This is a genomic window from Photobacterium kasasachensis (assembly GCF_050336885.1).
Lineage (GTDB): Bacteria > Pseudomonadota > Gammaproteobacteria > Enterobacterales > Vibrionaceae > Photobacterium > Photobacterium kasasachensis.
Window position 1 is genome coordinate 16,918 of sequence record NZ_JAKJSH010000024.1, and the last position, 21,013, is coordinate 37,930.

The following is a 21,013-nucleotide window of genomic DNA, read 5'->3' on the forward strand; positions in this document are numbered from 1 at the left end:
ATTGAATGATCCTGTAGCGAGTTGATTGATGAACCATCACTGATATTTTACACCGTGAGCTCGCGAGTCGTTTTCGTCGACCTTTAGGTCGCGGCTAATGACAGTTCTTCTAGTCATAGAGAATTTTCATTAGTCGCGATACGTGAAATCACCGTAAAGTGTCTTTCATCACATGACGCTTTTCCTTGTGTCAGATATACTTAACGACGCAAATAGAAAGCGGAATATAATTAAGGAAATTCACGTGAATCCTATCGTAAAGACTTTCCAGTACGGTAACCACACGGTTACTATCGAAACTGGTGTTATGGCACGTCAAGCAACTGCTGCTGTAATGGTAAGCATGGATGACACATCTGTGTTTGTATCTGTAGTTGGTAAAAAAACAGCAGTAGAAGGCCAAGACTTCTTCCCACTGACTGTTAACTACCAAGAACGTACTTACGCGGCTGGTAAAATCCCAGGTGGCTTCTTCAAGCGCGAAGGCCGTCCATCTGAAGGCGAAACGCTGACTGCACGTTTGATTGACCGTCCAATCCGTCCGCTATTCCCAGATGATTTCAAAAACGAAGTGCAGGTTATTGCGACTGTTGTTTCTGTAAACCCAGATGTAAGCCCAGATATCGTTACTATGATTGGTACGTCTGCGGCACTGGCTATTTCTGGTATTCCATTCAATGGTCCTATCGGTGCTGCACGTGTTGGTTACGTTAACGATCAGTTCGTTCTTAACCCAAGCAATACTGAACTTGAAGAAAGCCGTCTAGATCTTGTTGTTGCCGGTACGGAAGGTGCGGTTCTGATGGTTGAATCAGAAGCTGACCGTCTGTCTGAAGAGCAGATGCTACAAGCTGTAGTATTTGGTCACGACCAGCAGCAAACAGTAATCAATGCCATCAACGAGTTCGCGGCAGAAGTTGCTACGCCTGCATGGGATTGGACTGCACCTGAAGTCAACACTGAGCTAAAAGCACGTGTTGCCGAGAAAGCAGAAGCACGTCTGTCTGAGGCGTACCAAATTACTGAAAAAATGTCTCGCTACGAGCAAGTTGGCGCGATCAAGAATGACGTTGTTGAAGCTCTGCTTGCAGAAGACGAGACTCTGGAAGAGCGCGAAATTCGCGACATGCTGAGCTCTCTTGAGAAGAACGTTGTGCGTAGCCGCATTATCGCCGGCAACCCGCGTATTGACGGCCGTGAAAAAGACATGGTTCGTGCACTAGATGTACGTACTGGTGTACTTCCTCGTACTCACGGTTCATCTCTGTTCACTCGTGGTGAAACTCAGGCACTGGTTACCGCGACACTGGGTACCCAGCGTGATGCGCAAATCATCGATGGCCTAACAGGCGAGAAGAAAGATCACTTCCTTCTACACTACAACTTCCCTCCATACTGTGTTGGTGAAACGGGTTTTGTAGGTTCGCCTAAGCGTCGTGAAATTGGTCACGGTAAGCTGGCTAAGCGTGGTATTGCAGCGGTAATGCCATCTGTTGACGAATTCCCGTACACAGTACGTGTGGTTTCTGAAATCACTGAATCAAACGGTTCGTCTTCAATGGCATCTGTATGTGGTACTTCTCTGGCTCTTATGGATGCTGGTGTGCCAATCAAAGCGTCTGTTGCTGGTATCGCAATGGGTCTTGTGAAAGAAGGCGATGATTTCGTTGTTCTTTCTGACATCCTGGGTGACGAAGACCACCTTGGTGATATGGACTTTAAAGTAGCAGGTACTGACGACGGTATCACAGCGCTGCAGATGGATATCAAGATTGAAGGTATCACCAAAGAAATCATGCAGATCGCTCTAAACCAGGCGAAAGGTGCGCGTAAGCACATCCTGAGCGTGATGGACGATGCAATCGGCACGCACCGTGAAGATATCTCTGAGTTTGCTCCTCGCATCCACACCATGAAGATCAACCCAGAGAAGATCAAAGACGTTATCGGTAAAGGCGGTGCGGTTATCCGTGCGCTAACTGAAGAGACTGGCACTACGATTGAAATCGAAGATGACGGTACCGTGAAGATTGCTGCGACTGAAGGAACTGCTGCGAAAGAAGCAATCCGTCGCATCGAAGAAATCACTGCCGACGTTGAAGTTGGTCGTATCTATACCGGTAAGGTTATGCGTATCGTTGACTTCGGTGCGTTTGTATCTGTTATCGGTACGAAGGAAGGTCTGGTACACATTTCTCAAATCGCTCAGGAGCGTATCGAGAAGGTTGCTGATCACCTAGAGATGGGTCAGGAAGTGAAGGTTAAAGTTCTTGAAATTGACCGTCAGGGCCGTATCCGTCTAAGCATGAAAGAAGCAGCCGCCGAGCAAGCGCCGGCAGCCGCTCAAGACGAAAAGCCAGAAGCTTAAGTCTTTCTTCTAAAAGCATGTTATAAAGGGGGCTCTTCAGCCCCTTTTTTATACTCATGAGTTACTTAGGCGGGTATTCGGCAGCGATCGATAGCCGCCTTATTTGTACTGATGGTATAAGCTAGTAAGAAGACTCGTCAGTTTCACCTCAGGGAGAATTGCATTGATTGCAAACAGGTTAACAATCGCATGCGTTGCGATGATTATGGTGTTGGCTGGCTGTACGGCAGCCCCTCAGTCAAACTGGACCAATCCGCCGCTGGCGGTACCGTTCCAGCCAACGATTCAACAGCAGATCCAGCTGGCTCGTATTGATCAGTTACTAAAACGCAATGATCTTAATGACGACACCCTGGCACAGGTCTACTACGAGCGCGGTTTGTTGCACGACAGCATTGGTTTGCGTGATCTTGCCCGCCTTGACTTCAACCAGTCGCTGTCGCTTAAGCCTGATCAACCTGATGTCTTTAATATTCTGGGTGTGTATTTCACTCAGAGTGCGCACTTTGATGCGGCCTATGAGGCGTTTGACTCTACGCTCGAGCTGAACATCAGCCACCCGTTTGCTCAGCGCAACCGGGGCATTGCCCTATATTACGGCGGGCGCTACGAGCTGGCCCATGAAGATCTCATTGCCCACTACCAGCAGAATGTGAACGATCCCTACCGGGTGATCTGGCTGTACCTCGTTGACCTGGAACGAGAGCCAGAGACGGCCAAAGATAAGCTGAAACGCCGCTATGACGTTAGCGACAAGCAGGACTGGGGATGGCAAATTGTCAGGATGTATGTCGGCGAGCTGACCGAGAGCGAGCTGCTTGCACAGATCACCGCCGAAAGTGAAGACAACGACATGCTGGCTCAGCGCTTGACCGAAGCGTATTTCTACATGGCCAAGCTGTATCACTACAACAAAGATTTCCAGGCTGCGTTGATGCTGTATAAATTGGCGCTTGCCGGCAATGTCTACGAGTTTGTCGAGCATCGGTTCTCGCTGCTGGAGTTAAGCCGCCTGATGGCAGAAGCAAGTGTCGAGCAGCCGGTTGCCGCTGGTGATAGCTAAGGCGAAGCCAAGGTAAAAAAACAAAGAAAAGCCGCGTCTTCAGACGCGGCTTTTTTGTTTGGGTCATAACGGCAAGGACATTATGCAATATCAAGTCCGGCCAGGTTATGCCAGTAACCGTTGCACTGGTGGCCGCCTGCCAGTTTGTGCTGCGTGGCGCCTTGCTCGTTGCTGCGGAAGGTGTCAATAAGCGGTAGGGTCTCGTTGCCTAGCGGGCTGAGACGTACCACATCGACCAGGTTATCCATGCTCTTGAGATCGTTGATCAGGTTATAGCAGTAGCCTGACTGGGTCTGGATACCGTTAAGGGTGAAGACCTTCTGCGACTCCTGGCTGTTGACGGTGATCCCGGTTGGATACTTGATGCAGCAGGTTTCGCAATCGTCCTTGGCACGGTCCTCGGCACGGGCGGTAAAGCAACGGGCCGAGTAGGCCAGCGGCAGGTAGCCGTAGCTGAAAACCTCGGTCTCGAACTGATCACGAATGCCCATTCTCTCGCACTCGTTAACCACATTCTGGAGCCAGTCACGGGACAGCTCGACAGGCATGCACCAGCGAACCATACCTTTTTTCAGGAACAGGTTCAGGGTCTGGGCATTGTAGCAGTTGACTGCCGGCCCCACGACAAACGGTATGCCTTTCTCGTGCGCCATCTGAATGGCGGAGACATCGTTGGCCTCGATGATGAAGTCGCCGTTATCAATGTACTTTTTCATTACATTGACTTCGCTTGGCGCCTCCAGCAGTGCCATGGTCGACAGCACGACTTGCTTGCCCGTAGCCGAGATATCTCTGGCGATATCAAGCCAATGGGCCGGGCGCATTTCACGACGCTTGGAGCAAACTGTCTCACCCAGGTAGACAATATCGGTATTGGTTTCTTTGACCTGCTGGTAGAAGCTCTCGACATCCGGCTTGGACCAGAAGTAAAGGAGCGGGCCTAGAGAATATTTCATCATGTTTTCCTTTATTGCCACTTGCGGTGATACGCGCCGAGGGTCGTCTGTTTGCCTTCGGAAACGTTGCCCAGGCAGGCGTTCCACGCCGGATCGACGCTGTAGCCTTCCGGATCAGCCAGATAGCGATCGATAGCCGCGCGCCAGGTACGGGTTACCTGCTCGACATAGGCAGGGCTGCGCTGGCGGCCTTCAATTTTCACCGAGGCAATATTGGCTTTGAACAGTTCTGGCAGGATCTCCAGGGTATTGAGGCTGGTTGGCTCTTCCAGCGCGTGATAGCGTCTGCTCTCGCCCTCGAAGTCCACTTCGAAGCGTCCCTTGCACAAGGTAGGGTAGCCGGCGTTCTCACCTGCTTCGTAACGGTCGATTAACACGTCGTTGAGGCGAGATTCCAGCCCTTGTGGGGTTTCCTGCCAGCGGACAAATTTCGCCGGCGAGCAGGCACCGACGGTATTCGGTGACTCGCCGGTCATGTAGGAGGACAGGTAGCAGCGTCCCTCAGACATGATGCAGAGGCTCCCGAAGGCAAATACTTCAAGCTGCATATCGGTGTTGCGGGCTAGCTGTTTGACCTGGTGGATAGACAGCACGCGGGGCAGCACGACACGCTTGACGTTGAAGTTCTGCTGGTAGAAATCGATCGCGGCGGTATTGGTTGCCGATGCCTGTACCGAGAGGTGCAGCTCAAGGTCCGGGTAGGTGGTTGCCGCGTAGTCCAGTACCGCTATATCAGCCACAATCAGGGCATCTACCCCCATCGCGGCGGCATTGTCGACGGCACGTTTCCAGCGCTCGAAGCCGTCCGGGTGAGCGAAGGTGTTGAGCGCAACATGCAGTTTGCGGTTGTGATCTTTCACATACTGCACGGCTTTTTCGAGTTTTCTGCCTGTAAAATTTAGACCTGCAAAGTGGCGGGCATTGGTGTCATCCTTAAAGCCGATATACACGGCATCCGCACCGTTATCAATGGCAGTTTTCAGCGCCGGAAGGTTACCGGCGGGGCAAAGTAGCTCCATATTATTATTTCTACCAGTGTGGGAATAAAAGTGATGGAGCAAATAGTAGGGGGCTTAGTGCCCCCTTGTTTTGATGTCAGGCAGGTTTTGTTGATTTAGGACAACTTTTTTCTCTAGCTTTTATAGCTATAAAGTGGTAGTGATTAATCCTTGTGGCGGCTGTGCTTGAGCAAAATGGCATCTAGCTCATTTTTGGGTAGCGGCTTGTAGAAATGGAACCCCTGGATATAGTCGCAATTGAGGTTCGACAGCAAGGTCGCCTGCTGACGGGTCTCGACCCCTTCCGCGACAATACTCATGCTTAGCGCCTTTCCGAGGTTGATAATGTTCTCGATGAGCGTGACTTGCTTGGGGATGGTTTCGATATCTTTGATAAATGCCCGGTCGATCTTCAGCTCGTCGAGCGGGAAGCGCGCCAGATAGGACAGGGAAGAGTAGCCGGTACCGAAGTCATCTATCGAGAGAGCAAAGCCCTGCTTCTTGATGGCATTGAGCATCTGGATAGTATGCTCGCCGTCGCTCATGACGGCACTTTCGGTAAGCTCGAATGTGATGTCGTTGGGGTTGACCCCGGTTGCCTTCTTTAGCTTCTCAACAAAGCTGATCAGATTCGGGTTACCAAACTGCTGCGGTGACAGGTTGATGGCCACCCGTCCGGATAGCAGACCCTGCTGCTTCCATTTTCGTACCGTGGTGAAAACTTCCCTTATCACGACCTGGCCGAGCTGCTCAATCATGCCGGAGCGCTCCGCGACCGGGATAAACTGTGCCGGGCTGATATAGCCTTCTACCGGATGTTTCCAGCGTACCAGGGCTTCGGCACCGTCGATGGCATAGTCTTTGGCATTGACCTTTGGCTGGTACCAGACCTCCAGGCCATTTTGCTGCAGCGCTTTTTGCAACTCGATTTCCAGCCATAGTTGCATCCGGGCTTCTTTGTTCATTTCCTCGCTGAACTTGACCAGACGGTTGCGACCACGGTTCTTGGCCTCGTACATTGCGGTATCGGCATTTTGCAACAGAATACGGGCATCGTTACCGTCGCCCGGGTAGGTCACCATGCCTATCGAGCAGGCCAGATGCTTGCTGAAGTGGTGCAGGTCAAAGGGTTGGTTGATCAGGGCGATGATCTGCTGCGAAATCAACTCGCCGCTGCGGTCATGTTCGGGTTCCTGCAGGATGATGGCAAACTCGTCGCCGCTCAGGTGGCCGATAATGGCGGTATCCGGCAGCAGGCGGCGCAGGCGCTGGGAGATTTCCTGCAGTACTCGGTCTCCGATGTGGTGGCCAAGTGAATCATTGATATTTTTGAAGTTATCAAGATCAAGGTACAGCATCACCAGCGGGGATTCGTTGTTGATCAACTGCTCCAGCCGGCGGCTGAAGCCGTGGCGGTTATAGAGCCCGGTGAGCGGGTCGGTTTGGACAAGCAGTTCAACCTGGCCCTGTTGGACTGCTCGCTCGGAGGTGTCCTGCAGCAGAATAAGTTTTGCCGGGGCACCCAGCAGGGTGATGTCCGACGATGATACCTGCAGGGCCTTGTCGGTGCTGCAGCGAGGGCTGGTCTGGCACTTTCGCTGCTCGTTCTTGCCCAGCTGGTTGATCTGCTCGCCCAGAATGCGCTGGCTGCTACTATCTATCAGTAGCCGTCCCAGCTCTTCGCCGATGAGATCTCGCGGGGATTCAAAACCCAGCATATCGGCGGCGGTCTGGTTGGCCGAGATGATGATCTCTCCCTCGATCAGGCAACTGCCGTCGGTGATTAATTCATTGAGCTGGTTGAGCTGGTGCTCCAGTTCGGCCAGTGAATTGACCAGGACCTGGCGCTCCGAGGTATCGGCAGAGTGCAGCACGATATAGGGAATATCGCCAACCTGATCTTTGAGCGGAGCCAGACTGAAATGCATGCTGGTATCATGACGGTTGTCATTCAGTACCACCTCGCCTTCGACGGATTCGCCATTGAATGCGCGCTCGTAATAGGGACGAAGGGAGTCATAGAATGCCTGACCCAGAATGTCTTTGTCGTTCTGGCCTACTAATTCTTCGCGCTCCAGCCCGCTAATCTCGCAATAGCGATTGTTGACGACCAGGTAGTTATGATCCGGATCTAGCACTGCAAACAGAAAAGGGCTGTTATCGGTCAGCAGCGGAAACCAGTAGTTGAGTTGCTCAGTCGGCATTGAAGGTGCGTATATCCGTATCCGTTGCCCTCCGGCAGGGAGGAGCCGTAAATTAAGTGCTATGTACTATAACCTGTGATAATGCCGTAATTCCAAACTTTGCGTTCAGAGAAGCGTTTTTTTTGACTCAAGGCATGAAAAGCTCCCCCATAATTGCCATACAATCAGTCAATAATTGCGACAGAGACAGGAATAATAAGACAGTGATTGCTCAACTACGAAAGCACATGGTGCAATACGGCCCGGCTCTGATCCGCGTGCCAGCCCAAATGACCCCGTTTGCCATTCAGAAAAAAGTGATGCTTGATGGTCTGGCGATGGTGTTTAAAGAAGCGCTGGAAGATGGTGATTTTGAGTTCCTGGAAGATCGCTGGCTAAAGGTTGAGGTCAGAGATCTTGGTCTGCGCTGGTATATCAGCTACCAGGATGAGCAGTTGGTCGTCTCGGAGCACGCTGAACAGGAAGATGTCAGTTTCAGCGGCGAATGTAATGACTTGGTATTAATTGCCGCGCGCAAGGAAGATCCTGATACACTCTTCTTCCAGCGTCGCCTTCGCATCGAAGGGGATACCGAGTTGGGACTGGAAGTGAAGAACTTGATGGACAGTATTGATCTTGAGCTGCTTCCGGCCCCGGTTAAATTTGTTTTGCAGCAGTCAGCAGACTTCATCCAGAAAGGGATGCAGGACATGGCGGCTGATAAAGAGGTCATTAATGCTCATTAGAACAGAAGCGCCGGCAGATATTCTTCCTATCGACAGTTTGCTGAAAGCCGTATTTGACACCGAGGCGGAAGCAAACCTGGTGATGAAGCTGCGTGAAAATGGTCACCGGACTCTGTCCTTGGTGGCATGCAGTGATGACGGCGAGTTGATTGGCCACCTATTTTTCAGCCCGGTCACGGTTGATGGACAGGATAGTAACTGGCAGGGGCTGGCACCGCTGGCCGTGAAGCCGGAACACCAGCGACAAGGTATTGGCCAGGCGCTGATGGAAGAGGCTAAGAGCATATTGGCTGAGCTGGGATACCCGGTGACTGTCGTGCTGGGCCACAGCGACTATTATCCGAAGGCTGGCTTTGTCAAAGCCTCTGAGCACGGGCTGCGCTGTAGCTGGTCGGTGCCGGATGAGGCGTTCATGGTGCTGGAGCTGGTTCCGGATTCTCTGGCCGGTATTACCGGGCTGGTGGAATACTGTGCGGAATTTTCCGAGCTCTGATCCCGACAGGTTCTGAGCCCGTCAAATACCACCTGCGGGTGGTATTTTTATTGGTCCTGAAAATATTCGGATACCGATGGCTCTATTTCGTCACATGATCTGGTAGGATCGCCTGCCGAAGTGATGCCACCAGACAGAAAATGGTAATACGATGAATCAGAGAGATATACAGGTATTGCAGGAGATGGGCCTGACTTACTGGCAGGTAAGGAAGCCGTCCTTTTTTCCTGATATGCAAGTACCTGTGATTGACCTTCCGGAGACTTGTAAGCTGCTGTTTGTCTGTTCAGAGGCGCTGGATGAGCATGACCGCTGGCTCTTTGGCCGGATCCTGAAGAGTATGAAGCTGGCTCCCGAGCAGGCGCTGTTACTTCCTCCTCAGGCGCTGGACCAGGTCCGTGAACATCATTTAACGTGGTGCTGGCTGGCCGGATGCCAGGCGGCGCACCCGGCAGGGTGTCAGTTGCTGACATCAGTATCACTGAAACAAATGCATACCAACCCAGCAAGCAAGAAAGCCTTATGGCAGCAGATTTGTTCTTATGACTCATAAAATTGTTCCCTTAGTCGTACACCATCTCGATGACGTCTGGCGTATCGAGCAGGCTGCTCATGCGTTTCCCTGGGCAGAATCGATGATCCGCAAAGCACCGGGCAAGATTGCCGCCAATTTTGTCCTTGAGATCGACGGGCAGACGGTTGGCTACTGTTTTGGCCAGAATGTGGCGGGCGAGGCGACGTTGCTCAACATTGCCGTTGATCCCGCCTGTCAGGGCAAGGGGTACGGCAAGATATTGCTGGAAGGCTTTATCGATCAGCTCTCGGCCATGAATGCCGAGGAAATCTGGCTTGAAGTCAGGGCCAGCAATGCCCGTGCCTACCAGTTATACGAGGCGGTCGGCTTCAATGAGATCAACCGCCGGATCGGCTACTACCCGGCTGAAACCGGACGCGAAGACGCCCTGATCATGACCTATCTGATCATGTAGCCGCTCTCGACGGGCCAGGTACTTGAATCAGCACCGTGTTACTGCTGTTTCTTTCTGCGGAGTTTGCGTATAATTCCGCCATCTTTCAGGCTCCACTAGTCAACGATCATGCTGCGTAGGATAGAGGCAAACATGTAATTCACTGTAATTAAATCACCCTTTGTTTCTGCCTTGCAGATGATGGAACCCGGCTGGGTCTCGCAGCGAGACTTGGTTCCGGTCTACTTATTAGGAGCTGGGTAGCTCACGCTTGATGGGCTACTGCTCGATTATTGAAATCTCTCACAGGATTATCAACGCTTATGTCTTTTTTAGCTGAAGTGAACAAACGTCGTACGTTTGCGATCATTTCTCACCCGGATGCGGGTAAAACCACGATTACCGAAAAAGTATTGTTATTCGGAAACGCGATCCAGAAAGCCGGTACGGTCAAGGGCCGTGGCTCCAACCAGCACGCCAAGTCAGACTGGATGGAAATGGAAAAAGAGCGTGGGATCTCGGTAACAACCTCGGTCATGCAGTTCCCGTACAACGATTGCCTGGTTAACCTGCTAGATACCCCGGGACACGAAGATTTCTCGGAAGATACCTACCGTACTCTAACCGCAGTCGACTCCTGCCTGATGGTGATCGATGCGGCCAAGGGTGTCGAGGATCGTACCCGCAAGCTGATGGAAGTTACCCGTCTGCGTGATACGCCGATCGTCACCTTCATGAACAAACTTGACCGTGATATCCGTGATCCGATGGAACTGCTGGATGAAGTGGAAACCGAGCTGAACATGGCCTGCGCGCCGGTATCATGGCCAATTGGCTGTGGTAAGGAGTTCAAGGGTGTTTACCATATTCACCGTGACGAGACGATTTTGTACTCGACGGGCCAGGGCCACACGATTCAGGATGCTCGCATCATCAAAGGCCTGGATAACCCTGAGCTGGACGTGGCGGTTGGTGACTCTCTGGCTGAGCAGTTGCGTGAAGAGCTGGAGCTGGTGATCGGTGCCTCGCACGAGTTCGACCGTGAGCTGTTCCTGAGCGGCGAGCTGACACCAGTCTTCTTCGGTACGGCACTGGGTAACTTTGGTGTTGACCATATGCTGGACGGCCTGACTGAATGGGCGCCGACGCCAATGCCACGTAAGGCCAACGAGCGTGACGTTGAAGCCAGCGAAGAGAAGTTCTCGGGCTTTGTCTTCAAAATTCAGGCGAACATGGATCCGAAACACCGTGACCGTATTGCCTTCATGCGTATCGTATCGGGTACCTACAGCCAGGGCATGAAGATGAACCATGTCCGTACCGGCAAGAACGTCAGCATCTCTGATGCGGTAACCTTCATGGCCGGTGACCGTTCACGTGCGGAAAAGGCCTATGCTGGTGACATTATCGGTTTGCATAACCATGGCACCATCCAGATCGGTGATACCTTTACCCAGGGTGAAAGCCTCAAGTTTGCCGGTATCCCGAACTTTGCTCCGGAACTGTTCCGTCGTATCCGCCTGAAAGATCCACTGAAGCAGAAGCAGCTGCTAAAAGGCCTGGTTCAGCTATCTGAAGAAGGTGCGGTGCAGGTGTTCCGTCCGCTGCAGAACAACGATCTGATCGTCGGTGCGGTTGGTGTGCTTCAGTTCGATGTGGTTGTTGCCCGCCTGAAGGCCGAATACAACGTTGAAGCTATCTATGAAAGCGTCAATGTTGCCACGGCACGCTGGGTAGAGTGCAACGATACCAAGACGCTGGAAGAGTTCAAGCGCAAGAACCAGACAAACCTGGCACTAGATGGTGGTGATAACCTAAGTTACATCGCGCCAACCATGGTGAACCTGAACTTGGCGAAAGAGCGCTTCCCTGACGTCGACTTCCGTGCGACTCGCGAGCACTAATCGCGCTTTCCGGGCGAGAGCCTGCCTACAATAGTCTAAGGCCGTCACAGTTGTGGCGGCTTTTTTTATCCTTTTCTGGCGAATCCGCCTCCCCTCTCTTTTATTCCCTTATTCTCGGTCTAGTATTCTTCCTGTTGCGTATTGAAAGAACAATGGAAGGAATGGGGACTATGGAATTTTCGACCGGCAGGGATATTTACTCATGGCCAGGGGAACCCTACCCGCTAGGTGCCACCATTAAAGAGCAGGGCGTGAACTTCAGCCTGTATTCCAAAGACGCAACCCAAGTGATATTGCACTTGTTCGACAGTCAGGATGCTACCGCGCCGTTTCTTTCATTTGAGCTTGATCCTGTTATGCACAAGCGGGGGCATTACTGGTTTTTGTTTGTTGCCAATATCGGTCACGGTCAGGTGTATGCCTTTCAGGTGGATGGTCCCTGGAAGCCTGAAGCAGGGCTTCGCTTCAACAAGGAAAAAATACTCATTGACCCCTACAGCCAGGCGATTAGCTTCGGGCGTCACTATTGTCGTGACAACGCCATTGGTCCCGGGCCGAATATGGCGAGCGGGATGAAAAGTGTTGTTGTTGATCAGCGGGCCTTTGACTGGCAAGGCACTCAGGCACCGCGCCATTCAATGACAGATACCGTGATCTACGAAATGCATGTCGGCGGATTTACCAAGCACCCGTCGTCGGGCGTCGACGAAGCCAGGCGGGGAACATTTGCCGGTGTTATCGATAAGATCCCCTACCTTAAGTCGCTCGGGGTGACGGCCGTTGAGCTGATGCCTATCCAGCAGTTTGATGTCGATGATGCGCCGCAGGGACGGCAAAATTACTGGGGCTATAGTCCGATCAATTTCTTTGCTGTTCATGCCGGCTATAGCGTCGAGAAAGATCCGCTTGCCGCGATCACTGAATTTAAAACCCTGGTCAGGGAGCTACACCGGGCCGATATTGAAGTGATCCTGGATGTCGTGTTCAACCATACGGCAGAAGGCGACGAGAGCGGCCCGACGTTTTGTTTCAAGGGGCTGCAGAACGGGGCGTATTACATTGTTGATAAGAAAAATGGTCAATATGCCAATTACAGCGGCTGCGGCAACACCTGTAATGCCAACCACAGCGTTCTGCGGCGGATGATCATTGATGCCCTGCATTTCTGGGTAACCGAGATGCGGGTAGACGGTTTTCGCTTTGATCTGGCATCGGTATTGGCGCGAGATAGCCAGGGCCACCCGATGAGGGAGCCGCCCCTGTTATGGTCAATCGATTCGGATCCTATCCTGAGCAGTACCAAGATCTTTGCCGAAGCCTGGGATGCCGCCGGCCTGTATCAGGTCGGCTCGTTCATTGGCGATCGCTGGAACGAGTGGAACGGTAAGTACCGTGATGATGTGCGGGCCTTCTGGCGCGGGGACAGTGGGAGTATCAGCCCGTTTGCCTCACGGATTCTGGGATCGCCCGATATCTACTGCAGTAACCGCCATTCGCCGCATCGCTCGGTCAATTTCATCTGTGCTCATGATGGTTTTACCCTCAATGACCTGGTCAGCTACAGCGAAAAGCATAACTGGGATAATGGCGAGGCCAACCGGGACGGTGACAACCATAACCTGTCGAACAACTATGGTGTGGAAGGGCCGACGGATATAGCCGAGGTCGAGGCACTGCGAAACCGCCAGTGTAAAAATATGCTGGCGACACTGCTGCTCTCACTGGGAACACCGATGATTTCGATGGGAGATGAAATCCGGCGCACCCAGCAGGGCAATAACAATGCCTATTGCCAGGATAACGAAATCAGCTGGTTTGACTGGCGCCTGGTCGATAAGCATGCCGATATGCTGCGGTTCGTGATGTTAATGAACCAGATCCGGCGCACCGAGCCGACCATTGAATGGAACATGCATATGTCGCTGAGCTCGGTGCTCGAGAATGTCGGGATCAACTGGCATGGACTTCAGCCGCACCAACCTGACTGGTCTGAACATTCTCATTCGCTGGCAACAACCGTGATTCACCCTATCAGCGAGGATGAGCTATATGTCATCTGCAATGCCTACTGGGACCCGCTGGTGTTCACCTTGCCGGATTGTGGTGACAGGGACTGGCACCTGCTGGTCAATACCGCGGAGCCAAGCCCCCGTGATATCTATACTATCGAGCAGGCGCCGAGATATCGTGGCGATACGATTTTGGTCACCGGGCGTAGTATGATAATCATGATTGCCAAATCAACCAGCCGGTAGGAGAGATTGATGCTGAAGTGGCTAAAACGAGGGATCGCCAAGTACGATAAATGGTGTGAGCGATTGGGGTTGGTCCCGGAGAACCGCCGCAGCTGCGCACCTGTGCGTTATGAGGATGACGATCCGAGAAACCCGTCTATGCGGAGACACTCTCGTCAAAGGCCGGACGACAAGCCGCCGCAGGGCCCTGCATGTAGCCTGCAGAACGAGAAGACACAATGAGGGGCTTTTCCAATGCTCATTGACAGCCATTGTCATTTTGACTTTGAGCCTTTTGCCTCCGATCCTGCTTATTACCTAACGCTGGCACGCCGTGCCGGGGTGGGGACCATCGTGATCCCCTCCGTCGGTGAGCGGAACTGGCAGGCGGTGAAATCTCTCAGCCAGCAGTTTGACGGTTTGTATTATGCACTGGGGCTACACCCGTTTTTTTCTCAGGAGCACAGCCAGCATGCAATGTCCTTGTTATCCGAACAACTGGCAGAAGTGGCCGGAACAGAGGAGAAGAAGGATCGCAAATGTGTCGCCGTGGGTGAGTGTGGGCTCGACTTTGCTATTGCGGGTGCCAATCGGGAGCGGCAGATAGAACTGCTGTCGGCACAGCTGGTGTTAGCAAACCAATACCGCCTGCCTGTTATCCTCCATTGCCGGAAGGCCTTTCCCGAGCTAGTGAGTGTATTGAAGCGAACGCCGCCGATTGCGGGTGGGGTTTATCATGGTTTCAGTGGCAGCCTGCCGCAGGCAGAGCAATTAATCGATCTGGGTATCAAAATTGGTGTAGGTGGAACGATTACATATCGCCGAGCCAACAAAACTCGCAATACAATAGCTGCACTGCCGTTGGCAGCACTGATGCTAGAGACCGATGCGCCGGATATGCCTGTTGCCGGCTATCAGGGAGAGCCCAATCGTCCTGATCGGTTATTCAATATTATGCAATCACTTGTCGAGATCAGAGAGGAATCTGAAGCTGAAATAGCTTCAGCTACCAGCTTAACTGCGGCTGAACTTTTTCGGATATTGATGTGATCTAGATCTAAAAGAAAACGATTGCGCGAAACGGTTGCGTAAGTTGTGTTTTCGTTTGTGATTTATGTCACGTTTGTGATTAAACTTTCACTCTCTTTCCTTGGAAAGTGTGATGGCGGCATTACTTTATCCGCCGCTGCGTTAGTATAATGCGCCGGACTCTTAAAGAGCCAAATTGTCGAGACGCCAAACTTAACTAAAGGGATGCCATAAACTATGAGCCTGTTTATGAGCCTGGTTGGGATGTTAGTACTGCTAGGTCTAGCTGTTCTACTATCTGATAACCGTAAAGCTATTAATCTACGTACTGTTGGTGGCGCATTTGCCATCCAATTTTCATTAGGTGCATTTGTTCTGTATGTACCTTGGGGTAAAGATGTTCTTGGTGCTGCGAGTAGCGGTGTTCAGAGCGTCATTGATTTTGGTAACATCGGTATCGAATTCCTATTCGGTAGCCTAGTGAACTTCTCTGTTGAAGGTATTGGTTTTATCTTCGCATTTAAAGTTCTGCCAACAGTAATCTTCTTCTCAGCACTGATCAGTGTTCTTTACTACCTAGGTGTTATGCAGGTTGTAATCAACGTTCTTGGTGGCGGTCTGAAGAAGGTACTTGGAACCTCTAACGCAGAATCAATGTCTGCAACAGCTAACATTTTCGTTGGTCAGACTGAAGCACCGCTAGTTGTGCGTCCGTTTGTACCAAAAATGACGCAGTCTGAGCTGTTTGCCGTAATGTGTGGTGGTCTAGCTTCGGTTGCTGGTGGTGTTCTAGCTGGTTATGCAGCAATGGGTGTACCTCTAGAGTACCTGATTGCAGCATCTTTCATGGCAGCACCTGGTGGTCTGTTGTTTGCTAAAATCATCAAGCCTGAAACAGACGAGCCTGTTGAGCAGCTTGGTGGTGACGAAGCTGAGGGCGACGACAAGCCTGCTAACGTAATCGATGCAGCTGCTGGCGGTGCGTCTGCTGGTATGCAACTGTCTCTAAACATCGGCGCAATGCTGTTGGCATTCGTTGGTCTGATTGCTCTTATTAACGGTATGCTAGGTGGCATCGGTGGTTGGGTCGGCATGCCGGACCTAACTCTGGAACTGCTACTTGGTTACGCATTCCAGCCTCTAGCATTCCTAATCGGTGTTCCATGGGCTGATGCAAACATTGCTGGTTCTTTCATCGGTCAGAAACTGATCCTGAACGAATTTGTTGCTTACCTGAGCTACGTTCCTTACCTAGGCGATGCTGCTCCTGCAGTTATCTCTGAAAAGACAAAAGTAATCATCTCTTTTGCTCTATGTGGTTTTGCGAACCTGTCTTCAGTAGCAATCCTACTAGGTGGTCTTGGTAGCATCGCGCCAAACCGTCGTCACGACATTGCACGCTTTGGTATGAAAGCTGTAGCGGCAGGTACATTATCTAACCTAATGTCTGCAACTATCGCTGGTCTGTTCTTCTCACTAAGCGCAATGTAATCACTGACTCGTTCAGCTGAATGATAAACGCCACGGTATAGCCGTGGCGTTTTTGTATCTGTCGGTTTCGAGCTGCAATTCACCTCTTTTTCCTGAGACTTATTCAGGGCATTTCATGCGCCACTAACTGAATAATTATTTACCCAGATAGGTATGTTTTTTCGAGTTGTGTCACTGGTCCCTCGATACTTCTCCACGGATTCAAAATCCAGGGCTTCAGCCCCTCAATATTGATCAACAGATTCGGTAAAAACTTGTAACACGTTCACTCTTTGTATCATAAAATCGATTGCGCTCCGGTTTCTGTTACATTCCTTTGCTACCATCATTTTACGTTGCAAGCGACACCTCAGTATCTGCAGGCTACACTTTGTTTGTTTCTGTAAAACACAGAGAGAAACGTTATGAGTGAAGTCATACTAGCGCTGATAGCTGGGTTTATCGTCGGGGTGTTATTTTCCGCGATAAAGCTGCCGATACCGGCACCACCGGTCCTCTCCGGAGTGATGGGAATTTTCGGGGTATACGCAGGGGGTATTGCTTATCAGTGGATTGTGGAACGTTTCTTTACTTAAATAGGATTTTTGAGTAATAACATATGTTTACAGGCTTTTCTTGCGGTAAACACATTATCCACCACTGGAAACACGACTTTGATGGTGAGGCGTACCGGAGCTTGGTATTATACGTGAGCACCATCATTAACTGACGATTGCTGTTACAGCGTTTCCCCGTCGTGATGGGAGTACTGTCACGGTTTGCTGGACGGCATAAAAATTTGCAAGGGCTCAGGTTTCCTGAGCTTCTTGCGCGGTGAAAAGGATATCAATCAGGTCGGCAATCTCGCATTGTTTCCCTGAGTCTTCAAGGAACCAAGTCCGCTCATCTAACTGTTCGCTGTAGGCGGGCCGTTTGACGGTATAGCAACAGATTGCCGTCAAGCGTATGGAACAGTTTCTATAAGCTTGGTAGAAAATAACTGGACTGGAGATAGTCATGAGCGATTTAAAAGCTGCTGCACTACGTGCACTTAAACTAATGGATCTTACCACTCTGAACGATGACGACACTGATGCAAAAGTGATCGAGTTGTGTAAGAACGCGAAAACACCTGTAGGCAACACAGCAGCTATCTGTATCTACCCACGTTTCATTCCTGTAGCGAAGAAGCAACTCCGTGAGCAAGGTACACCTGAAGTCCGTATTGCAACTGTTACAAACTTCCCACACGGTAACGACGACATCGCAATTGCAGTAGCAGAAACTAAAGCTGCTGTTGCTTACGGTGCGGACGAAGTTGACGTTGTATTCCCATACCGTGCCCTAATGGCGGGTAACGAAGAAGTGGGCTTCGAGCTGGTTAAGCAGTGTAAAGAAGCTTGTGGCGACATTCTGCTGAAAGTGATCATCGAAACTGGTGAGCTGAAAACAGAAGAGCTAATCAAGAAAGCATCTGAGCTGTCTATCAAAGCCGGTGCTGACTTCATCAAGACATCAACAGGTAAAGTGCCTGTTAACGCAACACCAGAATACGCTGAGATCATGCTAAACGTGATCAAAGAGATGGGCGTAGCGAAAACTGTTGGCTTCAAGCCTGCAGGTGGTGTTCGTACTGCTGAAGACGCACAGCAATACCTAGACATGGCTGACCGTATTCACGGTGCAGAGTGGGCTGACAACATGCACTACCGTTTTGGTGCATCTAGCCTGCTAGCTAACCTACTTCACACTCTAGGTGAAGGCGAAAAAGCTGCTGAAGGCGGCTACTAATCTAATCCCGTAAGGTGGCATTTATTGCCACCTTACTTTTTTTGCCTGTGACTATTTACTGTTTGGTTCTTGCCCGGCTGCGGCGCGAGCGGCACCTGTGCGGCTGAGAATCATACTGTGAGCCACTTTTTCCAATAAAAAGGGTTGCGCAAGGTAAATTGTCATCTGCCCTACATTATTATCTGACCGGGGAATACCATGTATTTACCACAAGAAATCATTAGAAAAAAACGCGACAACATCGAACTATCTGCAGACGAAATTAACTTCTTTATCCAGGGTGTTGCTAAAGACACTGTTTCTGAAGGCCAGATTGCTGCTTTTGCGATGGCAATCTACTTCAACGACATGACCATGAACGAGCGTGTAGCCCTAACGTGTGCAATGCGTGATTCAGGCATGGTGATCAACTGGGATCACATGAATTTTGACGGTCCGATTGTTGATAAGCACTCTACCGGTGGTGTTGGTGATGTAACATCGCTAATGCTTGGCCCAATGGTGGCTGCATGTGGTGGTTATGTACCAATGATTTCAGGTCGTGGCCTGGGCCACACCGGCGGTACGCTGGACAAGCTAGAATCTATTCCTGGCTATAACATTACGCCGACCAATGAAGTATTTGGTCAGGTGACAAAAGATGCTGGCGTGGCAATTATCGGCCAGACTGGCGATTTGGCACCAGCGGACAAGCGTGTATACGCTACTCGCGATGTAACCGCAACTGTTGACAACATCTCGCTGATCACAGCATCAATCCTGTCTAAGAAACTGGCTGCCGGTCTTGGCTCGCTAGTTATGGACGTTAAAGTGGGTTCTGGCGCCTTCATGCCAACTTACGAAGCATCTGAAGAGCTGGCAAAATCGATTGTTGCTGTCGCAAACGGTGCAGGTACCAAGACGACCGCACTGCTAACTGACATGAACCAGGTACTGGCTTCTACTGCGGGTAACGCACTGGAAGTTCGTGAAGCCGTTCAGTTCCTGACCGGTGAATACCGTAACCCTCGCTTATTTGCCGTGACCATGGCATTGTGTGCCGAAATGCTTGTAAACAGTGGCTTGGCTACTGATTTGGAACAAGCGAACGCGAAACTGCAGGAAGTACTGGATAACGGTAAAGCCGCAGCGTGTTTCGGTAAGATGGTTGCAGGTCTTGGTGGTCCGGTTGACTTCATGGAAAACTACGACAACTACCTGGATAAAGCAGAAATCGTGAAACCTGTTTATGCCGAGAGCACAGGTTATGCATTCGCGATGGATACGCGTGGTCTGGGTATGGCTGTTGTGGGTATGGGTGGCGGTCGCCGCGTTGCATCCGACACTATCGACTATGCAGTGGGTCTGAGCGATATGATCGCACTGGGTACTGAAGTGAATGCTGATACCCCGCTAGCGGTTATCCATGCGCGTACCGAAGCGCAATGGGAAGAAGCGGCGAAGGCTGTTCGTGAGAACATCACGATTTCAGAGCAGAAGCCTGAGCCTACTCCTGAGGTTTACCGTCGCGTTCGCCCTGAAGATGTTTAATGGAGTCAAAATGAAACGTTCAATTATTCTTGTACTCGATTCTTTCGGTGTCGGCGCAACAGAAGATGCTGTTGATTTCGGCGATGTAGGTTCGAACACCCTAGGCCATATTGCAGCGCAGTGTGCCCGTGGCGAGGCTGACAACGGCGACCGTAGCGGTCCGCTTAACCTGCCTAACCTAAACAAGCTGGGTCTGGGTAAGGCGTGTGAAGAGTCATCAGGTACTTTCCCTGAAGGTCTTGACGCGGCTGCTGAAATCACCGGCGCGTATGGCCATGCCAAAGAGCTGTCTTCAGGCAAGGACACGCCGTCAGGCCACTGGGAAATCGCCGGTGTACCTGTACTGTTTGACTGGGGCTACTTCACTGATCACTCAAACAGCTTCCCGAAAGAGCTGACCGATCGCATTCTTGAGCGTGCCGGCCTGCCAGGTTTCCTGGGTAACTGCCACGCATCTGGTACTCAGGTTCTTGATGACCTAGGTGAAGAACACATGAAGACAGGTATGCCTATCTTCTATACCTCTGCTGACTCTGTATTCCAGATTGCCTGTCACGAAGAGACATTCGGCCTGGATAACCTGATGGAGCTTTGCCAGATTGCTCGTGAAGAGCTGGAAGAGTACAACATCGGCCGAGTGATCGCGCGTCCGTTCATCGGTGCTGGCAAAGGCCAGTTCGAGCGTACCGGTAACCGCCGTGACCTTTCTGTTGAGCCGCCAGCAGCAACTGTACTGCAGAAGCTGGTTGACGAGAAAGGCGGTGACGTTGTTTCTATCGGTAAGATCTCTGACATCTATGCCGGCTGCGGTATCACTAAGAAGGTGAAGGCGACTGGTATTCCGGCACTGTTCGAGGCAACACTTGAGCAGATCAAGGAAGCGGGTGACAACACTATCGTATTTACCAACTTCGTTGACTTCGATTCAGCTTACGGCCACCGTCGTGACGTTGCAGGCTATGCGGCTGCACTGGAATACTTCGATAAGCGCCTGCCTGAGATCATTGAGCTGCTTCAGGAAGACGATGTCTTGATCCTGACTGCCGACCACGGCTGTGATCCAACATGGGAAGGTACTGACCACACCCGTGAGCATATCCCTGTTCTTGTAACAGGTCCTAAAGTGAAAGCAGGTTCACTGGGTCGCCGCGAGACATTTGCCGATATCGGCCAGACCCTGGCTGAGTACTTCGGTACGTCGGACATGGAATACGGTAAGTCGTTCCTGTAACGCATATAACATATCCCTGCCGCTGTTTCGTTCTATAGTTGTTATAGTT

The 21,013-nt window shown here is 51.3% G+C and carries 18 protein-coding genes; 15 read left to right on the top strand and 3 right to left on the bottom strand.

Annotated features, from left to right (window positions below; all coding sequences use genetic code 11):
* The first annotated feature begins 244 nt into the window (after window positions 1-244).
* Together pnp and nlpI are read left to right on the top strand one after the other, a co-directional pair.
* Window positions 245-2,368: a polyribonucleotide nucleotidyltransferase gene (gene pnp, locus L4D19_RS25360; protein ID WP_428454757.1), complete on the top strand. Its 2,124-nt coding sequence runs from the start codon at window positions 245-247 to the stop codon at window positions 2,366-2,368.
* A gap of 163 nt (window positions 2,369-2,531) precedes the next feature.
* Window positions 2,532-3,431 (top strand): lipoprotein NlpI, encoded by a 900-nt coding sequence (gene nlpI / locus L4D19_RS25365; RefSeq protein WP_075762516.1) that lies wholly within the window; start codon window positions 2,532-2,534, stop codon window positions 3,429-3,431.
* Window positions 3,432-3,511: 80 nt separating this feature from the next.
* Here nlpI and L4D19_RS25370 read toward each other — a convergent pair whose 3' ends face one another.
* The 3 genes from L4D19_RS25370 to L4D19_RS25380 form a co-directional block, all read right to left on the bottom strand.
* Window positions 3,512-4,387: a U32 family peptidase gene (locus L4D19_RS25370; RefSeq protein ID WP_428454758.1), complete on the bottom strand. Its 876-nt coding sequence runs from the start codon at window positions 4,385-4,387 to the stop codon at window positions 3,512-3,514.
* An 11-nt stretch (window positions 4,388-4,398) separates the two neighbouring features.
* Window positions 4,399-5,406, bottom strand: a complete 1,008-nt coding sequence (ubiU, locus tag L4D19_RS25375; RefSeq protein WP_075762514.1) for a ubiquinone anaerobic biosynthesis protein UbiU — start codon at window positions 5,404-5,406, stop codon at window positions 4,399-4,401.
* A 143-nt stretch (window positions 5,407-5,549) separates the two neighbouring features.
* Window positions 5,550-7,589, bottom strand: coding sequence for a sensor domain-containing protein (locus L4D19_RS25380; RefSeq protein WP_075762513.1), 2,040 nt, complete (start codon window positions 7,587-7,589; stop codon window positions 5,550-5,552).
* Window positions 7,590-7,792: 203 nt separating this feature from the next.
* Here L4D19_RS25380 and ubiT point away from each other — a divergent pair, with 203 nt between their 5' ends.
* From ubiT to deoB, 13 genes are all read left to right on the top strand, one after another.
* Complete coding sequence (gene ubiT / locus L4D19_RS25385) at window positions 7,793-8,314, top strand: ubiquinone anaerobic biosynthesis accessory factor UbiT (protein WP_075762512.1); 522 nt, start codon at window positions 7,793-7,795, stop codon at window positions 8,312-8,314.
* Complete coding sequence (locus tag L4D19_RS25390) at window positions 8,304-8,807, top strand: GNAT family N-acetyltransferase (protein ID WP_428454759.1); 504 nt, start codon at window positions 8,304-8,306, stop codon at window positions 8,805-8,807. The genes ubiT and L4D19_RS25390 overlap by 11 nt, the downstream gene beginning before the upstream one ends.
* Before the next feature lie 151 nt (window positions 8,808-8,958).
* The gene (locus L4D19_RS25395) at window positions 8,959-9,360 is read left to right on the top strand and encodes a DNA polymerase III subunit psi (RefSeq protein ID WP_160649661.1); all 402 of its coding nucleotides are present in this window, start codon (window positions 8,959-8,961) and stop codon (window positions 9,358-9,360) included.
* Window positions 9,350-9,796, top strand: a complete 447-nt coding sequence (gene rimI, locus L4D19_RS25400; RefSeq protein ID WP_428454760.1) for a ribosomal protein S18-alanine N-acetyltransferase — start codon at window positions 9,350-9,352, stop codon at window positions 9,794-9,796. The genes L4D19_RS25395 and rimI overlap by 11 nt, the downstream gene beginning before the upstream one ends.
* Window positions 9,797-10,098: 302 nt before the next feature.
* A complete protein-coding gene (gene prfC / locus L4D19_RS25405; protein WP_075762508.1) occupies window positions 10,099-11,679 on the top strand; it encodes a peptide chain release factor 3 in 1,581 nt (526 codons plus the stop codon).
* A gap of 170 nt (window positions 11,680-11,849) precedes the next feature.
* A complete protein-coding gene (glgX, locus tag L4D19_RS25410) occupies window positions 11,850-13,934 on the top strand; it encodes a glycogen debranching protein GlgX (RefSeq protein ID WP_428454761.1) in 2,085 nt (694 codons plus the stop codon).
* A gap of 9 nt (window positions 13,935-13,943) precedes the next feature.
* Window positions 13,944-14,156 carry a DUF5363 family protein gene (locus L4D19_RS25415; protein WP_428454762.1) on the top strand — a complete coding sequence of 71 codons (213 nt, stop codon included), beginning with the start codon at window positions 13,944-13,946 and terminating at the stop codon, window positions 14,154-14,156.
* 12 nt (window positions 14,157-14,168) lie between these two features.
* Complete coding sequence (locus L4D19_RS25420) at window positions 14,169-14,963, top strand: TatD family hydrolase (RefSeq protein ID WP_428454763.1); 795 nt, start codon at window positions 14,169-14,171, stop codon at window positions 14,961-14,963.
* Window positions 14,964-15,179: 216 nt separating this feature from the next.
* Window positions 15,180-16,433 carry a NupC/NupG family nucleoside CNT transporter gene (locus L4D19_RS25425; protein WP_428454764.1) on the top strand — a complete coding sequence of 418 codons (1,254 nt, stop codon included), beginning with the start codon at window positions 15,180-15,182 and terminating at the stop codon, window positions 16,431-16,433.
* Window positions 16,434-16,837: 404 nt separating this feature from the next.
* A complete protein-coding gene (locus L4D19_RS25430; protein WP_075762504.1) occupies window positions 16,838-17,008 on the top strand; it encodes a XapX domain-containing protein in 171 nt (56 codons plus the stop codon).
* A 421-nt stretch (window positions 17,009-17,429) separates the two neighbouring features.
* Window positions 17,430-18,203, top strand: a complete 774-nt coding sequence (deoC, locus tag L4D19_RS25435) for a deoxyribose-phosphate aldolase (RefSeq protein ID WP_075762502.1) — start codon at window positions 17,430-17,432, stop codon at window positions 18,201-18,203.
* 198 nt (window positions 18,204-18,401) lie between these two features.
* Window positions 18,402-19,733 carry a thymidine phosphorylase gene (gene deoA, locus L4D19_RS25440; protein ID WP_075762501.1) on the top strand — a complete coding sequence of 444 codons (1,332 nt, stop codon included), beginning with the start codon at window positions 18,402-18,404 and terminating at the stop codon, window positions 19,731-19,733.
* Window positions 19,734-19,743: 10 nt separating this feature from the next.
* Complete coding sequence (deoB, locus tag L4D19_RS25445; protein ID WP_075762500.1) at window positions 19,744-20,964, top strand: phosphopentomutase; 1,221 nt, start codon at window positions 19,744-19,746, stop codon at window positions 20,962-20,964.
* Window positions 20,965-21,013 lie beyond the last annotated feature (49 nt).